The 19,474-nt window shown below is 64.5% G+C and carries 13 protein-coding genes, 1 tRNA gene and 1 pseudogene; 5 read left to right on the top strand and 10 right to left on the bottom strand.

From position 1 onward, the window contains the following. From GGR23_RS11045 to GGR23_RS11005, 9 genes and pseudogenes are all read right to left on the bottom strand, one after another. Positions 1–1,647, bottom strand: a pseudogene (locus tag GGR23_RS11045) (hypothetical protein); the annotation flags it as partial. Between the two features lie 275 nt (positions 1,648–1,922). Then, complete coding sequence (locus GGR23_RS11040) at positions 1,923–2,339, bottom strand: hypothetical protein (protein WP_183366310.1); 417 nt, start codon at positions 2,337–2,339, stop codon at positions 1,923–1,925. A gap of 229 nt (positions 2,340–2,568) precedes the next feature. Then, positions 2,569–2,653, bottom strand: a tRNA-Leu gene (locus GGR23_RS11035). Positions 2,654–2,909: 256 nt separating this feature from the next. After that, positions 2,910–3,164, bottom strand: coding sequence for a hypothetical protein (locus tag GGR23_RS11030; RefSeq protein ID WP_246365221.1), 255 nt, complete (start codon positions 3,162–3,164; stop codon positions 2,910–2,912). A gap of 194 nt (positions 3,165–3,358) precedes the next feature. Further along, complete coding sequence (locus GGR23_RS11025; RefSeq protein WP_183366309.1) at positions 3,359–4,081, bottom strand: TfuA-like protein; 723 nt, start codon at positions 4,079–4,081, stop codon at positions 3,359–3,361. Next, the gene (locus tag GGR23_RS11020; protein WP_183366308.1) at positions 4,078–5,295 is read right to left on the bottom strand and encodes a YcaO-like family protein; all 1,218 of its coding nucleotides are present in this window, start codon (positions 5,293–5,295) and stop codon (positions 4,078–4,080) included. Before GGR23_RS11020 ends, GGR23_RS11025 begins: the two co-directional genes overlap by 4 nt. Then, positions 5,292–5,513, bottom strand: a complete 222-nt coding sequence (locus GGR23_RS11015) for a hypothetical protein (RefSeq protein ID WP_183366307.1) — start codon at positions 5,511–5,513, stop codon at positions 5,292–5,294. The genes GGR23_RS11020 and GGR23_RS11015 overlap by 4 nt, the downstream gene beginning before the upstream one ends. A gap of 18 nt (positions 5,514–5,531) precedes the next feature. Beyond that, positions 5,532–7,475, bottom strand: a complete 1,944-nt coding sequence (locus tag GGR23_RS11010) for an AfsR/SARP family transcriptional regulator (protein WP_183366306.1) — start codon at positions 7,473–7,475, stop codon at positions 5,532–5,534. Between the two features lie 32 nt (positions 7,476–7,507). Next, positions 7,508–7,975, bottom strand: coding sequence for a helix-turn-helix domain-containing protein (locus tag GGR23_RS11005; protein WP_343066674.1), 468 nt, complete (start codon positions 7,973–7,975; stop codon positions 7,508–7,510). 429 nt (positions 7,976–8,404) lie between these two features. Between GGR23_RS11005 and GGR23_RS11000 the strand changes: the two genes are divergently transcribed. The 4 genes from GGR23_RS11000 (at position 8,405) to GGR23_RS10985 (ending at position 17,699) form a co-directional block, all read left to right on the top strand. After that, a complete protein-coding gene (locus GGR23_RS11000) occupies positions 8,405–13,858 on the top strand; it encodes an alpha-2-macroglobulin family protein (RefSeq protein WP_183366395.1) in 5,454 nt (1,817 codons plus the stop codon). Between the two features lie 2 nt (positions 13,859–13,860). After that, on the top strand, positions 13,861–15,945 hold the full coding sequence (gene pbpC / locus GGR23_RS10995; RefSeq protein ID WP_183366305.1) for a penicillin-binding protein 1C: 2,085 nt from the start codon (positions 13,861–13,863) through the stop codon (positions 15,943–15,945). An 87-nt stretch (positions 15,946–16,032) separates the two neighbouring features. After that, positions 16,033–17,277 (top strand): threonine ammonia-lyase, encoded by a 1,245-nt coding sequence (gene ilvA / locus GGR23_RS10990; protein WP_183366304.1) that lies wholly within the window; start codon positions 16,033–16,035, stop codon positions 17,275–17,277. A gap of 98 nt (positions 17,278–17,375) precedes the next feature. Beyond that, positions 17,376–17,699, top strand: coding sequence for an HlyU family transcriptional regulator (locus GGR23_RS10985; RefSeq protein WP_183366303.1), 324 nt, complete (start codon positions 17,376–17,378; stop codon positions 17,697–17,699). A 3-nt stretch (positions 17,700–17,702) separates the two neighbouring features. Here GGR23_RS10985 and GGR23_RS10980 read toward each other — a convergent pair whose 3' ends face one another. Further along, positions 17,703–18,164 (bottom strand): Lrp/AsnC family transcriptional regulator, encoded by a 462-nt coding sequence (locus GGR23_RS10980; RefSeq protein WP_183366302.1) that lies wholly within the window; start codon positions 18,162–18,164, stop codon positions 17,703–17,705. A gap of 159 nt (positions 18,165–18,323) precedes the next feature. Between GGR23_RS10980 and ald the strand changes: the two genes are divergently transcribed. Further along, positions 18,324–19,433: an alanine dehydrogenase gene (ald, locus tag GGR23_RS10975; protein ID WP_183366301.1), complete on the top strand. Its 1,110-nt coding sequence runs from the start codon at positions 18,324–18,326 to the stop codon at positions 19,431–19,433. Positions 19,434–19,474 lie beyond the last annotated feature (41 nt).

Raw genomic sequence — 19,474 nt, 5'->3', positions numbered from 1 at the left:
GTCTTCGGCCTGCGGCTCTTCGGCCTGCGGCTCTTCGGCCTGCGGCTCTTCGGCCTGCGGCTCTTCGGCCTGCGGCTCTTCGGCCTGCGGCTCTTCGGCCTGCGGCTCTTCCGCCGGCGCGGGCTCTTCAGCCTGCGGCTCTTCGGCCTGCGGCTCTTCTGCCGGTGCGGGCTCTTCAGCCTGCGGCTCTTCGGCCTGCGGTTCTTCCGCCTGCGGCTCTTCGGCCTGCGGTTCTTCCGCCTGCGGCTCTTCGGCCTGCGGCTCTTCTGCCGGTGCGGGCTCTTCAGCCTGCGGCTCTTCAGCCTGCGGTTCCTCGGCTTGCGGCTCTTCTGCCGGTGCGGGCTCTTCAGCCTGCGGTTCTTCTGCAGGTGCTGGTTCTTCAGCCTGCGGCTCTTCGGCCGGGGCTTCGGGCTCGGCGGCGGGCTCCTGCGCCGCAGCGGGCTCCTCCGCAGCCGGAGGTTCTTCGGCCGCCGGATCTACCGCGGTATTGTCGGCCGGCACCGGCTCTTCGGCGACGTCGGCAGCCTTCTCCAGGAAGGTCTCGGGCGGCGTGTTGTCGTCGACGACCTCGACATTGTCGGCAGCAGGATCGGGAATTTCGGCCGCACTCTGCATCTGGGCAGCCCGGGTCTGGACCTCCTGATTGGCCGTCTCGATCTGCTGGATTTCCTGCCGGTTGACGATGGTCGTCTCGGTCACGGTTTCGTAGCGCTCGTAGGTCTCCACGTAGGTGGATTCGAAGCGGCTGTATTCCCGGCGGTTCATGCCGAAATTGTAGTCTTCGTAGACCACGACCGGCGTGTCATAGGTGGTCCAGCTGTAGCTCTCGTAATAGACCGAGTATTCCGTGTAGGAGTGATACACTTCCGACGAGAAGTAGGTGTAGGAATCCCGGTAATAGACCACATCCGACGGGTGGTAGATGACGACGTAGTCGTAGTATCCGGTATAGATGCCGAAGACTTCCGCCAGCAGGATGGTGGCCAGCCACTGGTTGGCGAGCGAGCGGTTTGCCGCCTCTGCGAGATCAAGCCGCCGCTGCATTTCCAGGAATTCGTACCGGGCGCGGGCATCCTTGCCGCGCTTGGCGGAAAGGTTGGCCAGCTGCTTGCGCATGGCGGTGATGCGGCGAGAATTGGCCACCGCGCTCTTCTTGCTGGCACCGGTCTTGCTGCCGGGCGAGCGCTTCAGATAATCCTGCCACAGGCGCTTCAGCGACCGCACGGCAATCGTGACATCCTTCGACTTCACGCCGGAGAGACGGAAGGCATTGTCCAGCCGAGCAATGGCCGAAGACGCCTTGGGAAGGGCGAGCGCCAGCTGGCGGTTGTTCTTTGCGGCGGCAGCCTTCTTGACGGCCTCCAGCGCGCGGGAGGTTTCCACCAGCGCCTTGACCAGCGGGGCTGCATGCTTGCGATCTTTGGCGGGGAGGGCCTTCAGCCGCTGAGAGATGAGGACGAGCGCCTGCTCCATCTTCACCATGATCTGCGAGGCAGTGAGCTTCACCACCTTTTTCGGCTGGGCGGCATCCGCCGCGGGAACATGAATGCCTTCGAAATGCGGCTTGATCGCCATCGGCGAGAAGGCAATGGCGGTGCTGAGGGCAACCGATGACAGAAGTCGGAGGAAGCGTGGGGTAGAGCGCAAGGCGCGGTCCTTTCGGTGGTGATGTCCATGCACGGCCCGTTGCCCCCCGCTGTAAGCCGGCCGCAGTACCCGTCCCGTTCGGAAGGCGGTGGCTTGCAACGTGCAGCGAGACAAATCCGCGCACCATTGAATGGCGCGCTACGCTACTCCAGAGTTCAGGTATCTGAAACAACTGATTTTGAACTTTAACGGACAATTTTGGGTCGATTTCCGTGTGAGGGAATGGCCACCGAAAGCGGCGCTCAACACCCCGAACCCGCGGACAAAAGCTTGCGTCACCGCCTTTTCGGCGCAAGCGCCGCGTAGCGGCTGCACCCGGCGAGATTGCCGTCGGCCTGCGCGCGCTCCACGATGCCACCGCGCCCGACCACCAGATCGAGCTGGCACTGGCGCTCGTAAACCTCGGTCCGGCTGCCCTGAAGAACGCTTTCGACGGGATGTCCATCCACATAGGTGGTGACGATCTCGGATGTCGGCACCTCGTAGGAGCCGATTTCCCGGTTCCGCCAGGTATAGACGGTGCGCCCGGCGATCTGCCTTTCCTCGTCGGGAAAGCCGATCCGGTCGAAGGCCTCCTCGACCGGGCGCCCGATCAGCGTTGCCGTTCCGCGCGTGACGTCTTCCCCCGTCACGCAGCCTGCCAGGACGGCAAGCCCGAATGCCAGCGACAGGCAAGCAAAAGTCTTCCGCATGGCAGATACCTCCGCCTCGCAGTCATCATGAAAGAAATCTCTAAATCAAGTGAAATCTGAAACAGGCGCAAAACCGCCGGTATACCGCCGCGGTTCGCTGTCCCCGCTGCGGACGGCCTGTTCCGCCAGCATCCGCTCCATGGAAGACATTTCCGATGCCTTTTGCTGACGCTGGTACGGCCATGGCCGCCCGCAAGGTTGCAGCGTGTATTCACGGAAAAGGAGGCTTTGGTGCGGACGACGGGGATCGAACCCGTATACCCGAAGGCGAGGGATTTTAAGTCCCTTGCGTCTACCAGTTTCGCCACGTCCGCAGCGTCTCAGAATCAACGCCTTGGTTTTGAATGACCGGCAGCCGTTTTGCAACTCCCGAGGGGAGGCGAGGGACGGCGCGCGGCGAAGGGGCCTCTGGACCGAAGGAAAGAGCCGGCGGCGGACTTGCGCGGCATGCAACCGGGTGAAGGCGTGCGAATGCGGGGTGGCGGTGTGGATGCGCGGCGGCTACCGCCTGGCGCAAGGGTCGGGGTGACGGCCCTGGAGGGAAACCGTCACCCCGCTCGAAGGCTGCCGTCAGTGAGGCATGGAGCGGAGCCATGCCTCGCGCTCATCGGCAACGAAATCCGGGTTGCCAGTCCCCGGATACATTTCCTGCAGGATGGCACCGAGGGCCAGATCGAGGCAGTAGGCCGGAAACTCGGCATTGATCGCATGGGCCCGCTCGCGGGCGAAGGTCACCAGGCGGGCCAGAGAGGCCAGTTCCTTCAATTCGTTTTCGACTTCGCAATCCTGAAGCATCGCCTTTTCCGGACGATCGAGCATCGACATTCTTCCCCTCGCATGCGGCGTGACATCTGCAGTGTGCAGCGGGAAAAGCACCTCTCCAACCGGTAGAAACCGCTTGCAGTCCCGAAGCCGGAAGCGCCTTACGCTGCGTGATGGGAAAACCATAAGCGAGCCATTGGCGAAAAGCGCGTGACTCTGCCGTGACACAACCCTTAACTTTGTTGTCTTGTATAATATTATCTGGGGTTGAGGGTCCGGCGATAATGCTCGGTCTCGGAAAGGGTCCAGTGCGAGGGAGCGGCCCGGCGTTGCGGAGGCGCCGCCCGGACGCAGGAAAGAAGCGTCCGGGCATCGTCCCGCTTGGGGTTCACCGTTTGCCGAAGGGCGGCAAGTGCGTCGGGCACGTCAGAGGCAAGGAGAAGGCCGGACGACCGGAACATGGCCGGCCATGTCCGGTCCTTGAAATGAAGAGCCATGGCCGCGTCTTTCAGAGCCGCATGTTCCGCCACGGAAAGAACACCGCCGCCGAGGGCTGCCGAAAGAACCGCTTCGACGGTGACCAGCGGTTCCGTCAGGGCGGGATAGCCGAACTCCATCGGGCCGTGCAGCTGGGCGACATCGCTGTCGTCGATACGGAGGCCGGAGGCATAGTCGACGGCGATGCGTCCCGCCGGGATCATGCCGAAGGCGGCGCATTCGGCGGCGCGCAGTGCCCCCATCGATGCCGCGCCATAGACGGCGATGCCATTGGCGAGGGCGTGCAGGATTTCCTTGTGCCAAACCGAAGGCACCGTTTCGAACGCGCCGTCGATGAGGCCGATGACGCTTGCCCCGGCTTCCGCCGCCGCAAGAAGATCGCCCCGCCTTGCCGGGGGAAGCAGAAGGAGCCCTTCGCTTCGCAGCGCATCCTGCTCTGCGACTGGCACGGAAAGGCTGGGGCCTACGAAGACGATCTTCATCCGCGCACCGCCTTCAGCAGGGCGCGGCTGCCGAAACGGCGGAGCCGCGCGCCCGGCGGGTTTTCCAGCCCGGGAGCGATCACCTTTTCCACGGCGAAGGGCAGGGCGGGGTCGGCAAGCGCCACGCGATACGCCGGACCGCAGCCCGTGCGGTCGAGCCGGGAGAGGATATCCCTCGTCATGGCGTCGATCGTGCCCACGGTGCAGTTCCAGCGCCGGGGCCGGCTGCATGGGGCGAGGAAGAGATCCCTTGCGCCTTCCGGCAGCGCATCCCGGTAATGGGCGTCCTCGATGTCGTCGCGCGCTCCGCTGATGAAGGTCAGGCGGGACTGGGCCGCCTCGGTGACCGCGCGGATCGCGGCCCGCACGGGGTCGGGATGCGCTCCGCCGCCCGCCGTGACCTCGCGCCGCGCGATCCGCGACCGCGCCCCGATGTCACCCGGCCCGATGTGGCAGAGAATGGCCGGGATTGCGGTGTCGCTGGTCATGTCCATGAAAACGGGCGCCAGACCCGCCGAGCGGACGCGGTCGACGAGGCTGTCGATGAGCGGGTCGCCGAGATCTGCCGGATCGAAGCGGCTTGCCGCGCGCGCCCGCAGCGTCCCGATCAGCCACAGCGCCTCGGCATCCCGCTCGATCCGCTCCAGAAGGGCGTGGAACACCGCTTCATCGGGCCCATTGCCAGAGGCGAGGCCGTCCGAGGACTGCCAGAAGCGCAGCCCCCTTGCGGTACGGTCCAGCGCAACTGCCTGTAGCGGCAGGTGAACCGGCTCCCCTGTTCGGATATCGGTTCCCGCTACCCACTCAGCCGGGTCTGCCGCATCGAGATCCTCCATGCCGGCGGCTGTGAGCGAGGGAAGCGTTTCCGCCCGAAGGCCTGCCGCGCGCAGTTCCCGCGCCGAGGCGAGAAGCGGACCGGGGAAGGGGCTCCCCGCAACCACCCTTTCGAGCGCCTCCATCGCGGCCGAGACCTTGGCTTCCTCATCGGTGAGGCCCTTGCCCTGTGCCACCGAAAGGGAGCGTGCGTTCGGTATCGCCGCGCTCCACACCGGCAGGCCGATCCGGTCCAGCCCGGTGAGCCGGGCCATCCGGGTTATCCCATGCGAGAAGAGATGCGGTTCGATCCGCGCCCAGGTTTCCCCGGGCGGCAAAAGTCTGTCGCTGTAGCGGCGGACCCGGTCATCTGCCGGCGGTGCCGATCCGGCGGCGCTCATTTTGGAAATGGCATCTCGACCGTGTCGAACTTGCCGGAGGCGATCGGCGACTGCTGATCCACCGCCACCGCATAATCCACGCCCCTGATGATCGGACGACCCTCCTGCGCCACCTGGCGGGCAAGGTCCTCGGGCAGTTGAATCACGCTCTTCTGGTCGAGATCGACCATCCAGACTGCCGTATCACCCGGCAGTCCGATCAGAATCACTTTTGCCATTGCTGTCCCCCTTCGCGCTCAAAGTCCGGCTTTCTTCAGGCCTTCCCGATAGTGTTCCCTTTGCCAGTCCTCCTTGATCGGAAGAACCGCAATCCACTGGTCGACTTCAAAATCCGGATAATGCTGCTTGAGCTTGCGCGCGAGGGCTCGTGCCTGCTTGATCTCTCCCTGCATGGCGCGGCACGCCGCGGCAAGCCTGAGGGCGGGGGTCGGGTCTGCCATGCGCTCGATATAGTCCAGCGCGCCGGCATAATTCTCGAGATAGTAATTTGCCCCGGCCGCAGTCCAGAGATAGCCGTCGGGCGTGAGCGGATTGAGCTCGATTGCCTTCTCGAGCTTGGAAAGCCCCTCCGCCGGACGGGAGGCATGGATGAGGGTATCGCCGAAATCCACCAGCAGATCCGCATATTGCGGGCTCAGCTTCTCTGCCATCATCAGGGCTTCTACGCTCTCGTCGAAAGCCCCAAGGAAAAGCCTCGTCACACCGAGCTCGCGGTAGCCGGAGGTGAGCTCGCCGCAGCGCTCGATCGCCTCCTGGGCGTGGCGCTGCGCCGAATGCAGCAGTTCGGGTTCTCCGCGGGCGGTGATCAGCCACTCCAGATGGTTGGTGCGCGCAAGGCCGCTGAGGGCAGGGCCGAAATCCGCCTTTTCCTGGAGGGCGGCGCGGAAGGACTTCCGCGCCCTGCGGATCTCCGGAAGCGTGAGGTGCTGCAGATACTGCTGGCCCTGAAGGAAATGGAAATAGGCCGCAGGATTGCCTTCGAAATACTGCCGCACCGTCTCGTTCCGCCCCACCGCGGCGGAGATGTTCTCCACCAGCCGGGAGGTCAGGTCGCTTCGGTTCGCCAGAAAGGTCTCCGGCGCAAGCCGGAAGCGGTCCGCCCATACGACGTCGTCGCTCGCCACATAGATCAGCTGGACGAACAGCGAGGGATAGCCCCCCATCATCGTCAGGCGCGTCTCGAGCACGTAGTGTATGGAGTGCTGGACAATGGTTTCGGTGCGGTCGCTCTGCCGGCTGATGCGGGCAGCCGTATAGGGAGCCACGATCCGCAGCGACCGGCACCCGCAAAGGCCGATGGTCACGTCTTCGAGAAGCGCACCGGCAAGTCCGGTGCCCTCTGTCTCGAAGGGCGGAAGGATGGCCAGCCGGGGAAGCGTGGCAAGCGCGGCGGGAAGCGGCGCGGGCGCCGCCTGAAGGGCGGCGGGCCGAACGGCGGCCATCGCCTTCTTCCTGTTGTAGAGCGTCCGCAGCATGTCCAGCGCGCTTCCCACCCCGGAAGCCGCATCGGCCGGTGCTGGCACGGCCGACGCCGGCGGAGACGAGACCGCACCACCGTCCGGCCCCTGATCCTGTCCCTCACCGAGGGCGAGGATCTCGCGCATCTCGGAGTTGTCGGGATCGTGCCGGAAGACCCGAAGCGCCGTTTCCTTCAGAAGTACCCTGTCAGCGGGACTGTTCGATTGCGGAAGGGCCAGGCGGACGGCCGCGCTGTAGATTTCGCTGCATGTATGCTGTTTCTCGGCGATCCAGGCCCGATACTCGGCGCTGATACCCTGGACCTCTTCCAGAAAGGGAAGCCGGTAGAATGTAATGGCGCGTCCGAGCAAAGGCTGTACGGTTTCGGCCGTGGCGCTCCGGAGAGCGAACAGCACCTCGAGATCAGCCGTGATCGCATTCGGCACCAGCCGGACGTGCCCGGGCGCAAAATCGAGGAACCGCGTGCCGAGCTCCTCCTGACGGGCCACCACGCGGGAAACGGTCTGGCGAAGATTGGTAAGGCCACGGGATGAATCCGGGCCGCCCCAGACGAGGCGCGCAATCCGGGCGCGGGTAACTTCTGTTTCCTCGGAGGCCAGCAGGTAGGCCAGTATGAGAAGACCCTTCTCGGGGAAGGCTGTTTCGGTGCCGCGCGAATCGATGAGGCGCAGCTCCCCGGAAGTCTGAAGTTTGAAGGACATGCTTTGACCCCGCCCGGCTCGCCCTGTTGCGGTCAGTTGACGGTCGCTGCAGGCTCCTCGCCACGCTCAGCGGCGGGCGTGAACTGGGCGTTGGACTGTCCGTCCGCGATCGACTTGACCAGTGCGACGAATTTCTGCCGCATGTCCATGTCCGTGATCTTTGCAAAGGCGCGATTGAGCGCGAGCCCTTCCTTGGAGGCCATGAACTCGGAAAGCGCCTTCGAATTGGTGTAGGTTTCGACCCCGTCGAGCGAGGCGGAGGCATCGCCCGCATCCTGCTGGAAGAAGAAAGCCGGCGGCACGCCCAGCACTTCCGCGATCTTCATCAGGCGGCTTGCACCGATGCGGTTCGTGCCCTTTTCGTATTTCTGCACCTGCTGGAACGCCACGCCGATCTGTTCGGCGAGTTTTTCCTGACTCATGCCGATGAGCCTGCGTCGCATCTTGACGCGCGCCCCGACATACTGGTCCACCGTTCCCGGTGATCGTTTGACACTCACTGCCTTCTCCTGCTGTTTGAGCACCCGTCTTATACTTGTCGTATTTTGCGGAAGATTTCAATCTTTAGTATGGACTAAATGAGGCTCTCCGGCGGATTTTCCTGTGAGCGCTTCCCCATGGGGCAGGAATTTAGTTGTCTTCCATATCAATTGAAAATTTCAGGTTTTTTCAGCACTTATGGAAATTGACAAAGCGCGACCTCCGCTGAGGTTTTGGCACCCCTTTCGTCCCGTGGTTGCGCCACATTAGGTGAGACTAAGAAAAGTTATGGTTGATATGTGATTGGCTCTTTTTTGGGCGTTTGCATGCCGGCTGCGTTTTTTCTGTCGCGCGGTTTTCAATCTCAGGTCTTATGATTGACAAGCGAGCTGGAAGCCAGAAGAGTGCTTCCCGAAGCTGCCGCACTGCCCGAAGAGGATCTCCCCATCATGCGCGCCCTGGCCCGGTTGTCCGCCCTGTTACTCCTGTCCCTTCTTGCCTTTTCGTCTGCCCACGCGGCAGGCGAAAGCCGCAAGGTGGTTACCGTAAACAACGGTGACTATTACGGTTTCGATCTCAGGAGCGTGCAGAACGTCACGCTGGACGGCTGCAAGAAGGCCTGCCTGGACGATCAGTCCTGCCGCGCCTTCACCTACAATCCCAAGGTCAAGTGGTGCTTCCTCAAGTCCGACTACAAGACGCTGAACGCTTTTCCCGGTGCGATTGCAGGACGAATCGTCGAGGCCAAGACCGCGGCCGGCAAGCCTGCCGCCGAGCCCGATCTCGGCGCTGCTCCGCCGCTTGCCTTCCTCTCCCAGAGCTTCGTCTCGGATGCGCGCTACTTCCGGGACAATCTCACCATCGAGCAGGGGCAGGAAGACACGACGGTCGAGGACCTGATCGCCCAGGCCCGGGCCGCCGCGACACTCGATGAGTCCTTCAATCTCTTCAAGAACGCCCTTTCTCTCAAGAAGGACGACGGGGCGCTCTGGCTGGAGGCAGCGCGCATCGGTGCGCGAATCGAGGGCAATACGGATGTCGCGGGGCAGGCGTCCTTCGCCGCCTTCAACGGCTACCTGCTGTCGCGGACGGCCAGCGTGCGCGCCGATTCGCTGGCGATCATGGCCGCCGCGCTCGACAAGGCTGAGAATTATCGCCCCGGTCTCGAAGCCTACAAGGCCAGCCTGAAGCTGGTCGAGAGCAAGTCTGTCCGGGCTGCATTTGCCGATCTTCGCCAGCGGCAGGGTTTCCGCGTGACCGGCAACACCGTGGACAACGACAGTGCCACGCCGCGTGCCTGCGTTCAGTTCTCCGAGCAGCTCGTGAAGTCCGGGGTCGATTACTCCTCCTTCGTCCAGCTGGACGGCAAGGTGCCGGAAGCGCTGGAGGCCAAGGACAACCAGATCTGCGTCGAGGGCCTGCAGCATGGTTCGCGCTACAAGCTTGCGCTGCGCGCGGGCCTGCCCTCCGTCTATGACGAAAGCCTCGAGGCACCTGTCGATCTCGATGTCTACGTGCAGGATCGCAGCGCGATGGTGCGCTTCACGGGCGACAATTTCGTCCTGCCCGGCACCGCCCGTCGCGGCATCCCCATCGTGTCCGTCAACACCGAAAAGGCGGAGCTGAAGCTCTATCGCGTCGGCGAGCGCAATCTCGCGCAGCTCCTCGCCAATTCGCAGTTCCTCACCCAGGTGGACGGCTACAGCGCCGACCGGCTGGAAAACGAGGTTGGCCAGCTCGTCTGGCAGGGTTCCATCGAGATTGCGAGCGAACTGAACAAGGAAGTCGTGACCAGCTTCCCGGTGGATGAAGCCGTGCCGCAGCGCAAGCCCGGCGTCTACGCGCTCACCGCAAAGGCAGCGAATTCCCGCATGGAAGACTGGGACGCCCGCTCCACGCAGTGGTTCGTCGTCTCCGACATCGGCATTTCCACCTATACCGGCACGGATGGCCTCAACGTGTTCGCACGCTCGTTGGCGACCGCCAAGCCGCTCGCCAACATCGAGCTGACCCTGCTGGCCAAGAACAACGAAGTGCTGGGCACCGCCAAGACCGATGGCGAGGGCCGCGCCAGCTTCGATCCCGGCCTCGTGCGCGGAACCGCCGGCAATACGCCCGCGATGATCACCGCATCCAACGGCGCCGATGATTATGTCTTCCTCGACCTGACCCGCGCCGGCTTCGACCTGTCGGATCGCGGCGTGACGGGCCGTGCCGCCCCCGGTGCCATCGACGTTCTGGCCTGGACGGAGCGCGGTATCTATCGCCCCGGCGAGACCGTGCATGCCAGCGCGCTTGCCCGCGATATCTCCGCCAGCGCGGTCGATTCCCTTCCGCTGACCTTCGTCTTCACCCGCCCGGATGGCGTCGAGATGCGCCGCATCGTGACCGACGGCGGCAAGCTGGGCGGCCACATGGTCGACCTCGAGGTCCAGGACAACGCGATGCGCGGCACCTGGACCATGCAGATCTACACCGATCCCAAGCAGAGCCCGATCGCCGAGAAGACCTTCCTCGTCGACGATTTCGTGCCGGATCGCATCGAATTCGACATGACCACCGAAGCGAAGTCCCTGGACGCCGCAAGCCCGGCAGCCGTCGCCATCGATGGCCGTTATCTCTACGGCGCGCCTGCTGCCGGCCTGAAGATCGAGGGTGAGCTGACGCTGAAGCCGACCCGCGAGACCCCGGCCTTCCCCGGCTATGTCTTCGGCCTTGCGGACGAGGAGGATCAGGCCGACAACCGGATGACGCTCGACAACCTGCCGCTTCTCGACCAGAACGGCCACGCGGTGATCGAGGTCTCGCTCGGCGCGCTGCCTTCGACCACCCGGCTGCTGAATGGCGAAGTCACAGTCCGTCTGCGGGAAGGCACGGGCCGGGCCGTGGAGCGCAAGCTGACGCTGCCCGTGCGTCCGGAAACGGACATGATCGGCATCAAGCCGGAATTCACCGGCGAGGTCGCCGAAAATTCCGCCGCCAACTTCAACGTCATCATGACCACGCCAGAAGGCGACCGGAAGGAAGCTGCCGGCCTGAAGTGGACGCTTCTCAAGGTCGAGCGCGATTACCAGTGGTATCGCGACGGCAACAGCTGGAAGTACGAACCGGTTCTTTCGACGCGCAAGCAGGAGGAAGGCACGCTCAACGCCACGACGGACGGTGCGAAGATCTCCGTGCCCGTGGTCTGGGGCCGTTACCGCCTCGAGGTGCAGAGCGCCGACGGGCAGGCCGTGTCCTCCGTGGAGTTCGACGCCGGCTGGTACGTCGCGGCAACCTCCACCGAAACGCCCGATGGCCTGGAGGTCGCCCTCGACAAGGACAGCTACAAGCCGGGCGATACCGCGCATCTGAAGGTATCGCCGCGCTTTGCCGGCGAGGTGCTGGTGAATGCGGGCACCGAGAGCCTGCTGTTCAGCAAGAGCCAGACGATCGGCGCGGAAGGCGGCGTGATCGACATTCCCGTGACCGCAGACTGGGGCGCCGGCGCCTATGTGACGGCAACGCTCTTCCGTCCGGGCGACGCCCAGGAGAGCCGCATGCCCATGCGGGCGATCGGCATCAAGTGGCTCGGCATCGATCCCGGTGATCGCGCCCTTGACGTAAAGCTGTCGCCGCCGGAGAAGATGCTGCCGCGCCAGACGCTGACGATCCCGGTCGAAGTGGCCGGGGCAGGGGCGGGCGAGGAAGCCTATGTGGCCGTCGCTGCCGTCGATGTCGGCATCCTCAACCTCACGGCCTATGAAGCGCCCGATCCGAACGGCTGGTATTTCGGCCAGCGCCAGCTCGGTCTCGAAATCCGCGACCTCTACGGCCGCCTGATCGACGGGTCGCTGGGCATCACCGGCAAGCTGCGCACGGGCGGTGACGGCGGCGAGAATGCACTGCAGGGCTCGCCCCCGAAGGAAAAGCTCGTGGCCTTCTTCTCCGGTCCGGTGAAGCTCGACGCATCCGGCAAGGCGGTCGTTTCCTTCGACATTCCGCAGTTCAACGGAACGGCCCGCGTGATGGCTGTCGCCTGGACCAAGACCGGTGTCGGCCATGCCGAAACCGATGTCATCATCCGCGATCCGGTCGTCGTGACGGCGAGCATGCCGCAGTTCCTGGCGCCGGGTGACGAGAGCCAGATCCAGCTCGACATCGCCAATGCGGATGCACCCGACGGCGATTACCAGCTTCAGCTTTCGCCGAACGCCGCCCTCGAAGTCGAGGGGAACCTCACCCAGCTCGTGCGGCTTTCGGCCGGTGCGAAGCTGTCGCTGACCTTCCCGGTCAAGGGCCTGACGCCCGGTGCCGGCGAAGTGGCCATTCGGCTGAGCAACGACGGCGATGTCGATGTGGAACAGGCGGTTTCCGTCAATGTCCGCTCCGGCTCGCTGCCGATCACCACGCGCCGCCCGATCGAAATCGCAGCCGGCGGCAGCCTGACGGTCGACGGCAACCTTTTGGCGGACAGCATCCTGCCGGGCTCGGCGGTCTCGATCCATGTCAGCCGTGCGCCGGCCTTCGACATTCCGGCCCTGCTGTCCATGCTCGACCGCTACCCCTATGGCTGCGCCGAACAGACCACCAGCCGCGCGCTTCCGCTGCTCTATCTCAGCGAAATGGCCGGCGATGCGGGCGAGGAGGACGATCCGAAGGTCAAGGAGCGCATCCAGGATGCGATCTACCGCGTGCTGTCCTACCAGTCCTCGTCCGGCAGCTTCGGCCTCTGGGGTCCGGGCTACGGCGATCTCTGGCTCGACTCCTACGTCACGGACTTCCTGACGCGGGCGCGCGAACAGGGCTACACCGTGCCCGAGGACGCGATGGCGCAGGCGCTCACCAACATCCAGAACGCCGTCGGCTATGACAACAACGTGCAGGAGCGCGGCAACGAAATGGCCTATGGCTATTACGTGCTCGCCCGCAATCGCCGTGCCGCCATTGCCGACCTGCGCTATTATGCGGACACGAAAATCAACGACTTCCCGACCCCGCTTGCCAAGGCGCATATCGCTGCCGCGCTCTCGCTCTACGGCGACCAGAACCGTGCGGCCAGCATCTTCGACGCAGCGCTTCGCATGGCGAAGATGACCACGGATGCCAATCTCGCCCGTTCGGACTACGGTTCGGCCGTGCGTGACGATGCTGCCGTGCTGACCCTTGCTGCAGAAAGCCGTCCGCAGGCCACCATCATTCCCGACATGGCCTCCCTCACGGCAAGGCAGTGGGAAGCGCAGACCTGGGTGAGCACCCAGGAGCAGAGCTGGATGCTTCTTGCAGCCCGCGCCGTGAAGGACAGCGACAAGGACCTGGCCCTCGAGGTCAACGGCAAGGCAACGCAGGGCGGCTACTCGGCGCGTATGACGGGTGACGACCTGATGGAAAGCCCGGTCACCATCGCCAACAAGAGCGGTGACAAGGTGACCGCGATGGTCACCACCATCGCCGCGCCGGCTACGCCGCTGCCGGCTGGCGGCGACGGCTTCACCATCGAGCGCTACACTTACACGATGGATGGCGAGGAAGTGAGCCTCTCGGAAGCCCGGCAGAACGAGCGCTATGTGATCGTCCTGCAGGCGACGCCGACCAACGACTGGTCCGCACGGGTGCTCCTCACCGACATGCTGCCGGCCGGTTTCGCGATCGACAATCCGAGCCTCGTCTCCAGCGCGCAGCTGACCAACTTCGACTGGCTGGGCGAAGTGACAGCGGCCCATACGGAGTTCCGCAGCGACCGTTTCGTGGCCGCCTTCGACAAGCCGGCGGGTGACGTCAACCCCATCACCGTGGCCTATGTCGTCCGCGCCGTGACGCCCGGCAAGTACGACTATCCGGCCGCCGTCGTCGAGGACATGTACCGCCCGCAGTTCCAGGCGCGCACCGCGACCGGGATGCTGGAGGTCACGAAGGCGGACTGACGATGGGATGGGCGCGGAAGACAGGGATCGGCCTTGGCGGGTCGATCCTGCTGATCGTCGCGGCGGGCTTCGGCCTCGACTGGGCGGACCGCGCCTTTCCGCCGCCTCTCGATGCCGCGAAGGTGGTATCGACCGAGGTGCGCGACCAGAACGACCAGCTGCTTCGCGCCTTCGCGACGCCCGATGGCACCTGGCGCCTGAAGACCACGGCAAAGGATGTCGATCCGCAATTCCTGCGGATGCTGATCGCCTATGAAGACCAGCGCTTCTACGACCACGACGGCATCGATCCGCTGGCGCTTCTGCGCGCCGCCGGGCAGCTGATCGGGAACGGCCGCATCGTCTCGGGCGGATCGACGCTGACCATGCAGGTCGCGCGTCTGCTCGAGCCGCGGGGCGAGCGCTCGCTGCTGGCCAAGCTCCGGCAGATGGCCCGCGCGATCCAGATCGAGCGGCGCCTTTCCAAGGCCGAAATCGTCGATCTCTATCTCCAGCTGGCGCCCTATGGCGGCAATCTCGAAGGCGTGCGTGCCGCGAGCCTCGCCTATTTCGGCAAGGAGCCGCATCATCTCTCGGTGGGCGAAAGCGCGCTTCTCGTCGCGCTTCCGCAGCTGCCCGAAGCCCGCAGGCCGGACCGCCACCCCGAAAATGCCCGCCGGGCCCGTGACCGCGTGCTGAACCGGCTCGCCGTCGTCGAGGTGATCGGAGACGGCGAATTCGACCGTGCCCAGATCCAGGCGATGCCGACGGGGCGCATGCAGCTTCCCGCGCTTGCGGCGCATCTGTCAGAAACCGCCCGGCGCAAGAAGCCCGGGGAGACGGTGCTGAAGACAACGCTGCGCCGGGATGTCCAGAAGGGCCTCGAGGCCGTGGCCGCGGAGGAATCGAAGAAGCTCGGTCCGCGCGTCTCGATCGCCATGGTGATGGCCGATGCCCGCACCGGCGAAATCCTGGGCGAGGTGGGCTCCGCCAATTATTTCGAATCCGGCCGGTCCGGCTGGATCGACATGACGCGCGTGCTCCGTTCGCCGGGCTCGACGCTCAAGCCCTTTGTCTACGGGCTTGCCTTCGAGCAGGGTCTCGTGGCGCAGGAGACCATCATCGAGGATCGGCCGTCCGACTTTTCCGGCTATCGTCCGCGCAATTTCGACATGAGCTACATGGGGGATGTCAGCGTGCGGCAGGCGCTGCAGATGTCGCTGAACGTTCCGGCTGTCCGGCTCCTGTCTGCCGTCGGTCCGTCACGACTGATGGTGCGGCTGAGGCGCTCCGAAGTCAGGCTGAAGCTGCCGGAGAACGACACCCCCGGTCTTTCCATCGCGCTTGGAGGCGCGGGCATCACGCTCAAGGATCTCGTCCAGCTTTACGCCGGCCTTGCCAATCGCGGCCATCCGGTGCGGCTCGGAGACGGGGTAAACGGCGAGCCCGCCCAGATCGAGGGCGACATGCTGCTGGATCCCGTGGCGGCCTGGAACGTGACGGACACGCTCTCCGCCGTGCTGCCGCCGGCCGGCGCGAAGAAGCTCGGCATCGCCTACAAGACGGGCACGAGCTATGGCTATCGCGACGCCTGGTCGGTCGGCTACGACGGCCAGCATGTGCTGGGCGTCTGGGTCGGTCGTGCGGACAACGGGGCGGTTCCCGGAATTGCGGGCTACAAGACGGCAGCACCCATTCTGTTCGAGGCGTTCCAGCGCTCGGGCGTGGGCATCGTGCCCTTCGCTCCGCCGCCCGCAGGCGCGGTGCGGCCTGCGGCGACCGAACTGCCGCCGAGCCTCAAGCGCTTCTCGATGACCGAGAACGGCCTCGTGGCCGCCAATGCGCGGGAAGCGCCGCCGCAGATCGTCTATCCGCCGGAGGGCGCGCGGGTGGATCTCGGGCTGACGGGAGCCGGCCCCTCGTCGCCGCTGGTGCTGAAGATGCAAGGGGGGCGCGCACCCTTCCGCTGGCTTGCCAACGGCAAGCCGCTGCCGGAACTTACCCGCCGGCGCACGAGCCAGTGGATGCCCGACGGCGGCGGCTTCTCCACGCTGACGGTCATCGATGCCGCCGGGAAGGCCTCCTCCGTGCGTGTGTTCCTGGACTAGGCGGCAATGACGCGCCCCGGTCTTCATTTGAGGGTTGGGCTGTGCGATAGGTGACGCTCGATGCGACGCCATACGACCGGAACAGCCATGAAACAGCACGTGCAGCAGGCAGCAGAAGCGCTCAGGGAACTCTTTCCCGAAACGCCCCTGCAATACAACGATCACCTCAGCCAGCGCTATGGCGCCGACATCTGGCTGAAGCGCGAGGACCTTTCGCCGGTGCGTTCCTACAAGATCCGCGGCGCCTTCAACTTCTTCCGCAAGGTGCTGGCCGGCGGGCGCAAGGATCAGTCCTTCGTCTGCGCCTCGGCCGGCAATCATGCGCAGGGCTTTGCCTATGTCTGCCGCCATTTCGGCGTGCAGGGAACCGTCTTCATGCCGGTGACCACGCCACAGCAGAAGATCGACAAGACCCGCATGTTCGGCGGCGCCTTCATCACCATCCGGCTCTATGGCGACTTCTTCGACCAGTGCTACCGCGCCTCGCAGGAATACGCCGCCGAAACCGGCGCGGTCATGGTTCCGCCCTTCGATCATCCTGACATCATCGAGGGCCAGGCCACGGTCGCTGCGGAGTTCGTGACCCAGCTCGAAGGCAAGGTTCCGGATTTCGTGATCCTGCCGGTCGGGGGCGGCGGGCTTTCGGCGGGCATCACCTCCTACCTGAGGGATGACGTGCCCGCCGACAACTTCGTCTTCACCGAACCGGCAGGCGCTCCGAGCCTCAAGCGCAGCCTCGAGGCAGGGCATCCGGTGACCTTGCAGAAGGTGGACAATTTCGTCGATGGGGCGGCCGTCGCGCGGATCGGCGACCTCAATTTTGCGGCCCTCCGCTCCTTCGAGCCGGATCAGGTGCTTCTCATCAAGGAAAACGCCATCTGCGTGACGATGGTGGACATGCTGAACGTGGAAGGCGTCGTTCTGGAGCCGGCGGGTGCGCTTTCCATTGCGGCGCTGGAGGCGCTCGGCAAGGCGCGGCTGAAGGGCAAGACGGTCGTCGCCGTCGTCTCGGGCGGCAACTTCGATTTCGAGCGGCTGCCCGACGTAAAGGAAAGGGCCATGCGCCATGCGGGCCTGAAGAAATACTACATCCTCCGCCTGGCACAGCGCCCGGGCGCGCTGAAGGATTTCCTGAACCTGCTCGGCCCCGAGGACGACATCGCCCGCTTCGAATACCTGAAGAAATCGGCGCGCAATTTCGGCTCCATCCTGATCGGCATCGAGACGAAGGCGCGGGAGAATTTCGACGCCCTGACCGCCCGCTTCGAGGATGCCGGGCTGGGCTACGAAGACATCACCGACAACGAGATCATCGCCAACCTCATTATCTGAGGACGGCGAATTAGCCCCCTGTCATCCTGGGCGCTTCCATCTTAAGATGGCACCGACATCGGGCGGGGCCGATCCGCCCAAGACAACGAAGAGAGATCATGACGGGTTTCGTTTCCAAGATTCTGTCCTTCCTCGGAGGGAATGCGTCCGCTGCCGCTCCGGCACCGTCTTCCGAAAGCCGCGAGGCCTACAAGGACGTGACGCTGGTGGCCCAGCCGATGCGGGACGGCAACCAGTTCCGCATTGCCGGCCGGATCGAGAAGAAGGACGGCGAGCGCATCCTGGTGCGCCAGTTCATCCGCGCGGATGTCTTCAACGGCGAGAAGGAAGCGGTGGAGTTCACGCTCCGCAAGGCGCGGCAGATCGTCGACCAGCACGGGAACACTCTCTTTGCCGATGGCGAGCCGGACGGTCGCGTCTGATGCTCACAGGCCGACATTCGGCTTGTCGATGATCTCGCGCAGCGCAAAGCTCGAATTGATCTTCACCACATGGGGCAGGGCGGAAAGCCAGTCCCGGTGGATGCGCTCGTAATCCGCGAGGTCCTTCGCCGCGACGCGCAGGATGTAATCGTACTCCCCCGACATGAGGTAGCAGACCAGCACGTTCGGGCATTTCTTCACCGCCGCCTCGAATTCCGCGAGCGTCTTTGCAAACTGGCCGGACAGCGAGATGTGCACGATCACCATCATCTTGTAATCGAGCGCGGCATTCGAAAGGCGCGCGTGATAGCCACTGATGATGCCGCTCTTTTCCAGCTGGTCGAGGCGTCGGGAGCAGGCGGACGCACTCAGGCCAACCTTTGCCGCGAGATCCGCATTTGACATTCGTCCGTTCTGCTGGAGCGCCCTGAGGATCGCAACATCCATCTTGTCCAGGTCGGCCATTCGAATTTCCTTCGAAAATTTCGGTTTCCACGCAAGAATCTGCGAACTTGATGCTCCTTTCATATTCTCTTTGCAAGGACATTTCCCGATTCCTTTGCTTGGATATGCGCCATTCGCCGGCTCGCTGGGAGAGCCGCCAGAGGAGAGAGAAAGACATCCATGCGCGTAGGTTGCCCCAAGGAAATCAAGAACCATGAATACCGCGTCGGCCTGACGCCCGGCGCAGTGCGGGAATATGTGGCGCATGGCCATTCCGTCCTGATCGAAACCAATGCCGGCGCCGGCATCGGTGCCGATGATGCGGCCTATGTGGCCGCCGGCGCCAAGATCGCCGCAACCGCCAAGGAAGTCTTCGACAATTCCGACATGATCGTGAAGGTGAAGGAACCGCAGCCCTCCGAGTGGGTGCAGCTGCGCGAAGGCCAGATCCTCTACACCTACCTGCACCTGGCTCCGGATCCGGAACAGACCAAGGGCCTGATCGCTTCCGGCGTCACCGCGGTTGCCTATGAAACCGTGACCGACGAGCGCGGCGGCCTGCCGCTGCTGGCCCCGATGTCCGAAGTGGCCGGTCGCCTGTCGATCCAGGCGGGCGCCTTCTCGCTGCAGAAGGCCAATGGCGGCCGCGGCATCCTGCTCGGCGGCGTTCCCGGCGTGACCCCTGCCAAGGTCGCCGTCATCGGCGGTGGCGTGGTCGGCCTCCATGCAGCGAAGATGGCTGTCGGTCTGGGCGCCGACGTCACCATCCTCGATCGCTCGATCCCGCGCCTGCGCCAGCTGGACGACATCTTCAACGGCCGCGTTCACACTCGCTTCTCGACCATCGACGCGCTGGAGCAGGAAGTCTTTGCCGCCGATCTCGTCATCGGCGCCGTCCTCATCCCGGGCGCTGCCGCTCCCAAGCTCGTCACCAAGAAGATGCTCGGCGGCATGAAGAAGGGCGCCGTCATCGTCGACGTCGCCATCGACCAGGGCGGCTGCTTCGAGACCTCGCACGCGACGACCCATTCCGACCCGACCTACGAAGTCGACGGCATCATCCACTATTGCGTGGCGAACATGCCGGGCGCCGTTCCGATCACCTCTGCCCATGCCCTGAACAACGCGACGCTGGCCCATGGCCTTGCGCTCGCCGACCACGGCCTCGAAGCCATCCGCAAGGACAAGCACCTGCAGAACGGCCTCAACGTGCACAAGGGCAAGATCACGAACAAGCCGGTGGCCGACAGCCTCGGCTACGAGATGCACGAGCCGCTTTCGGTTCTCTGATCCCGTATCGACTATTATTGGTTCCAGTGAGGCGGCCCGGA

It is taken from the genome of Gellertiella hungarica (assembly GCF_014197145.1).
Classification (GTDB): domain Bacteria; phylum Pseudomonadota; class Alphaproteobacteria; order Rhizobiales; family Rhizobiaceae; genus Gellertiella; species Gellertiella hungarica.
This window is presented reverse-complemented; position numbering and strand designations above follow the sequence as displayed.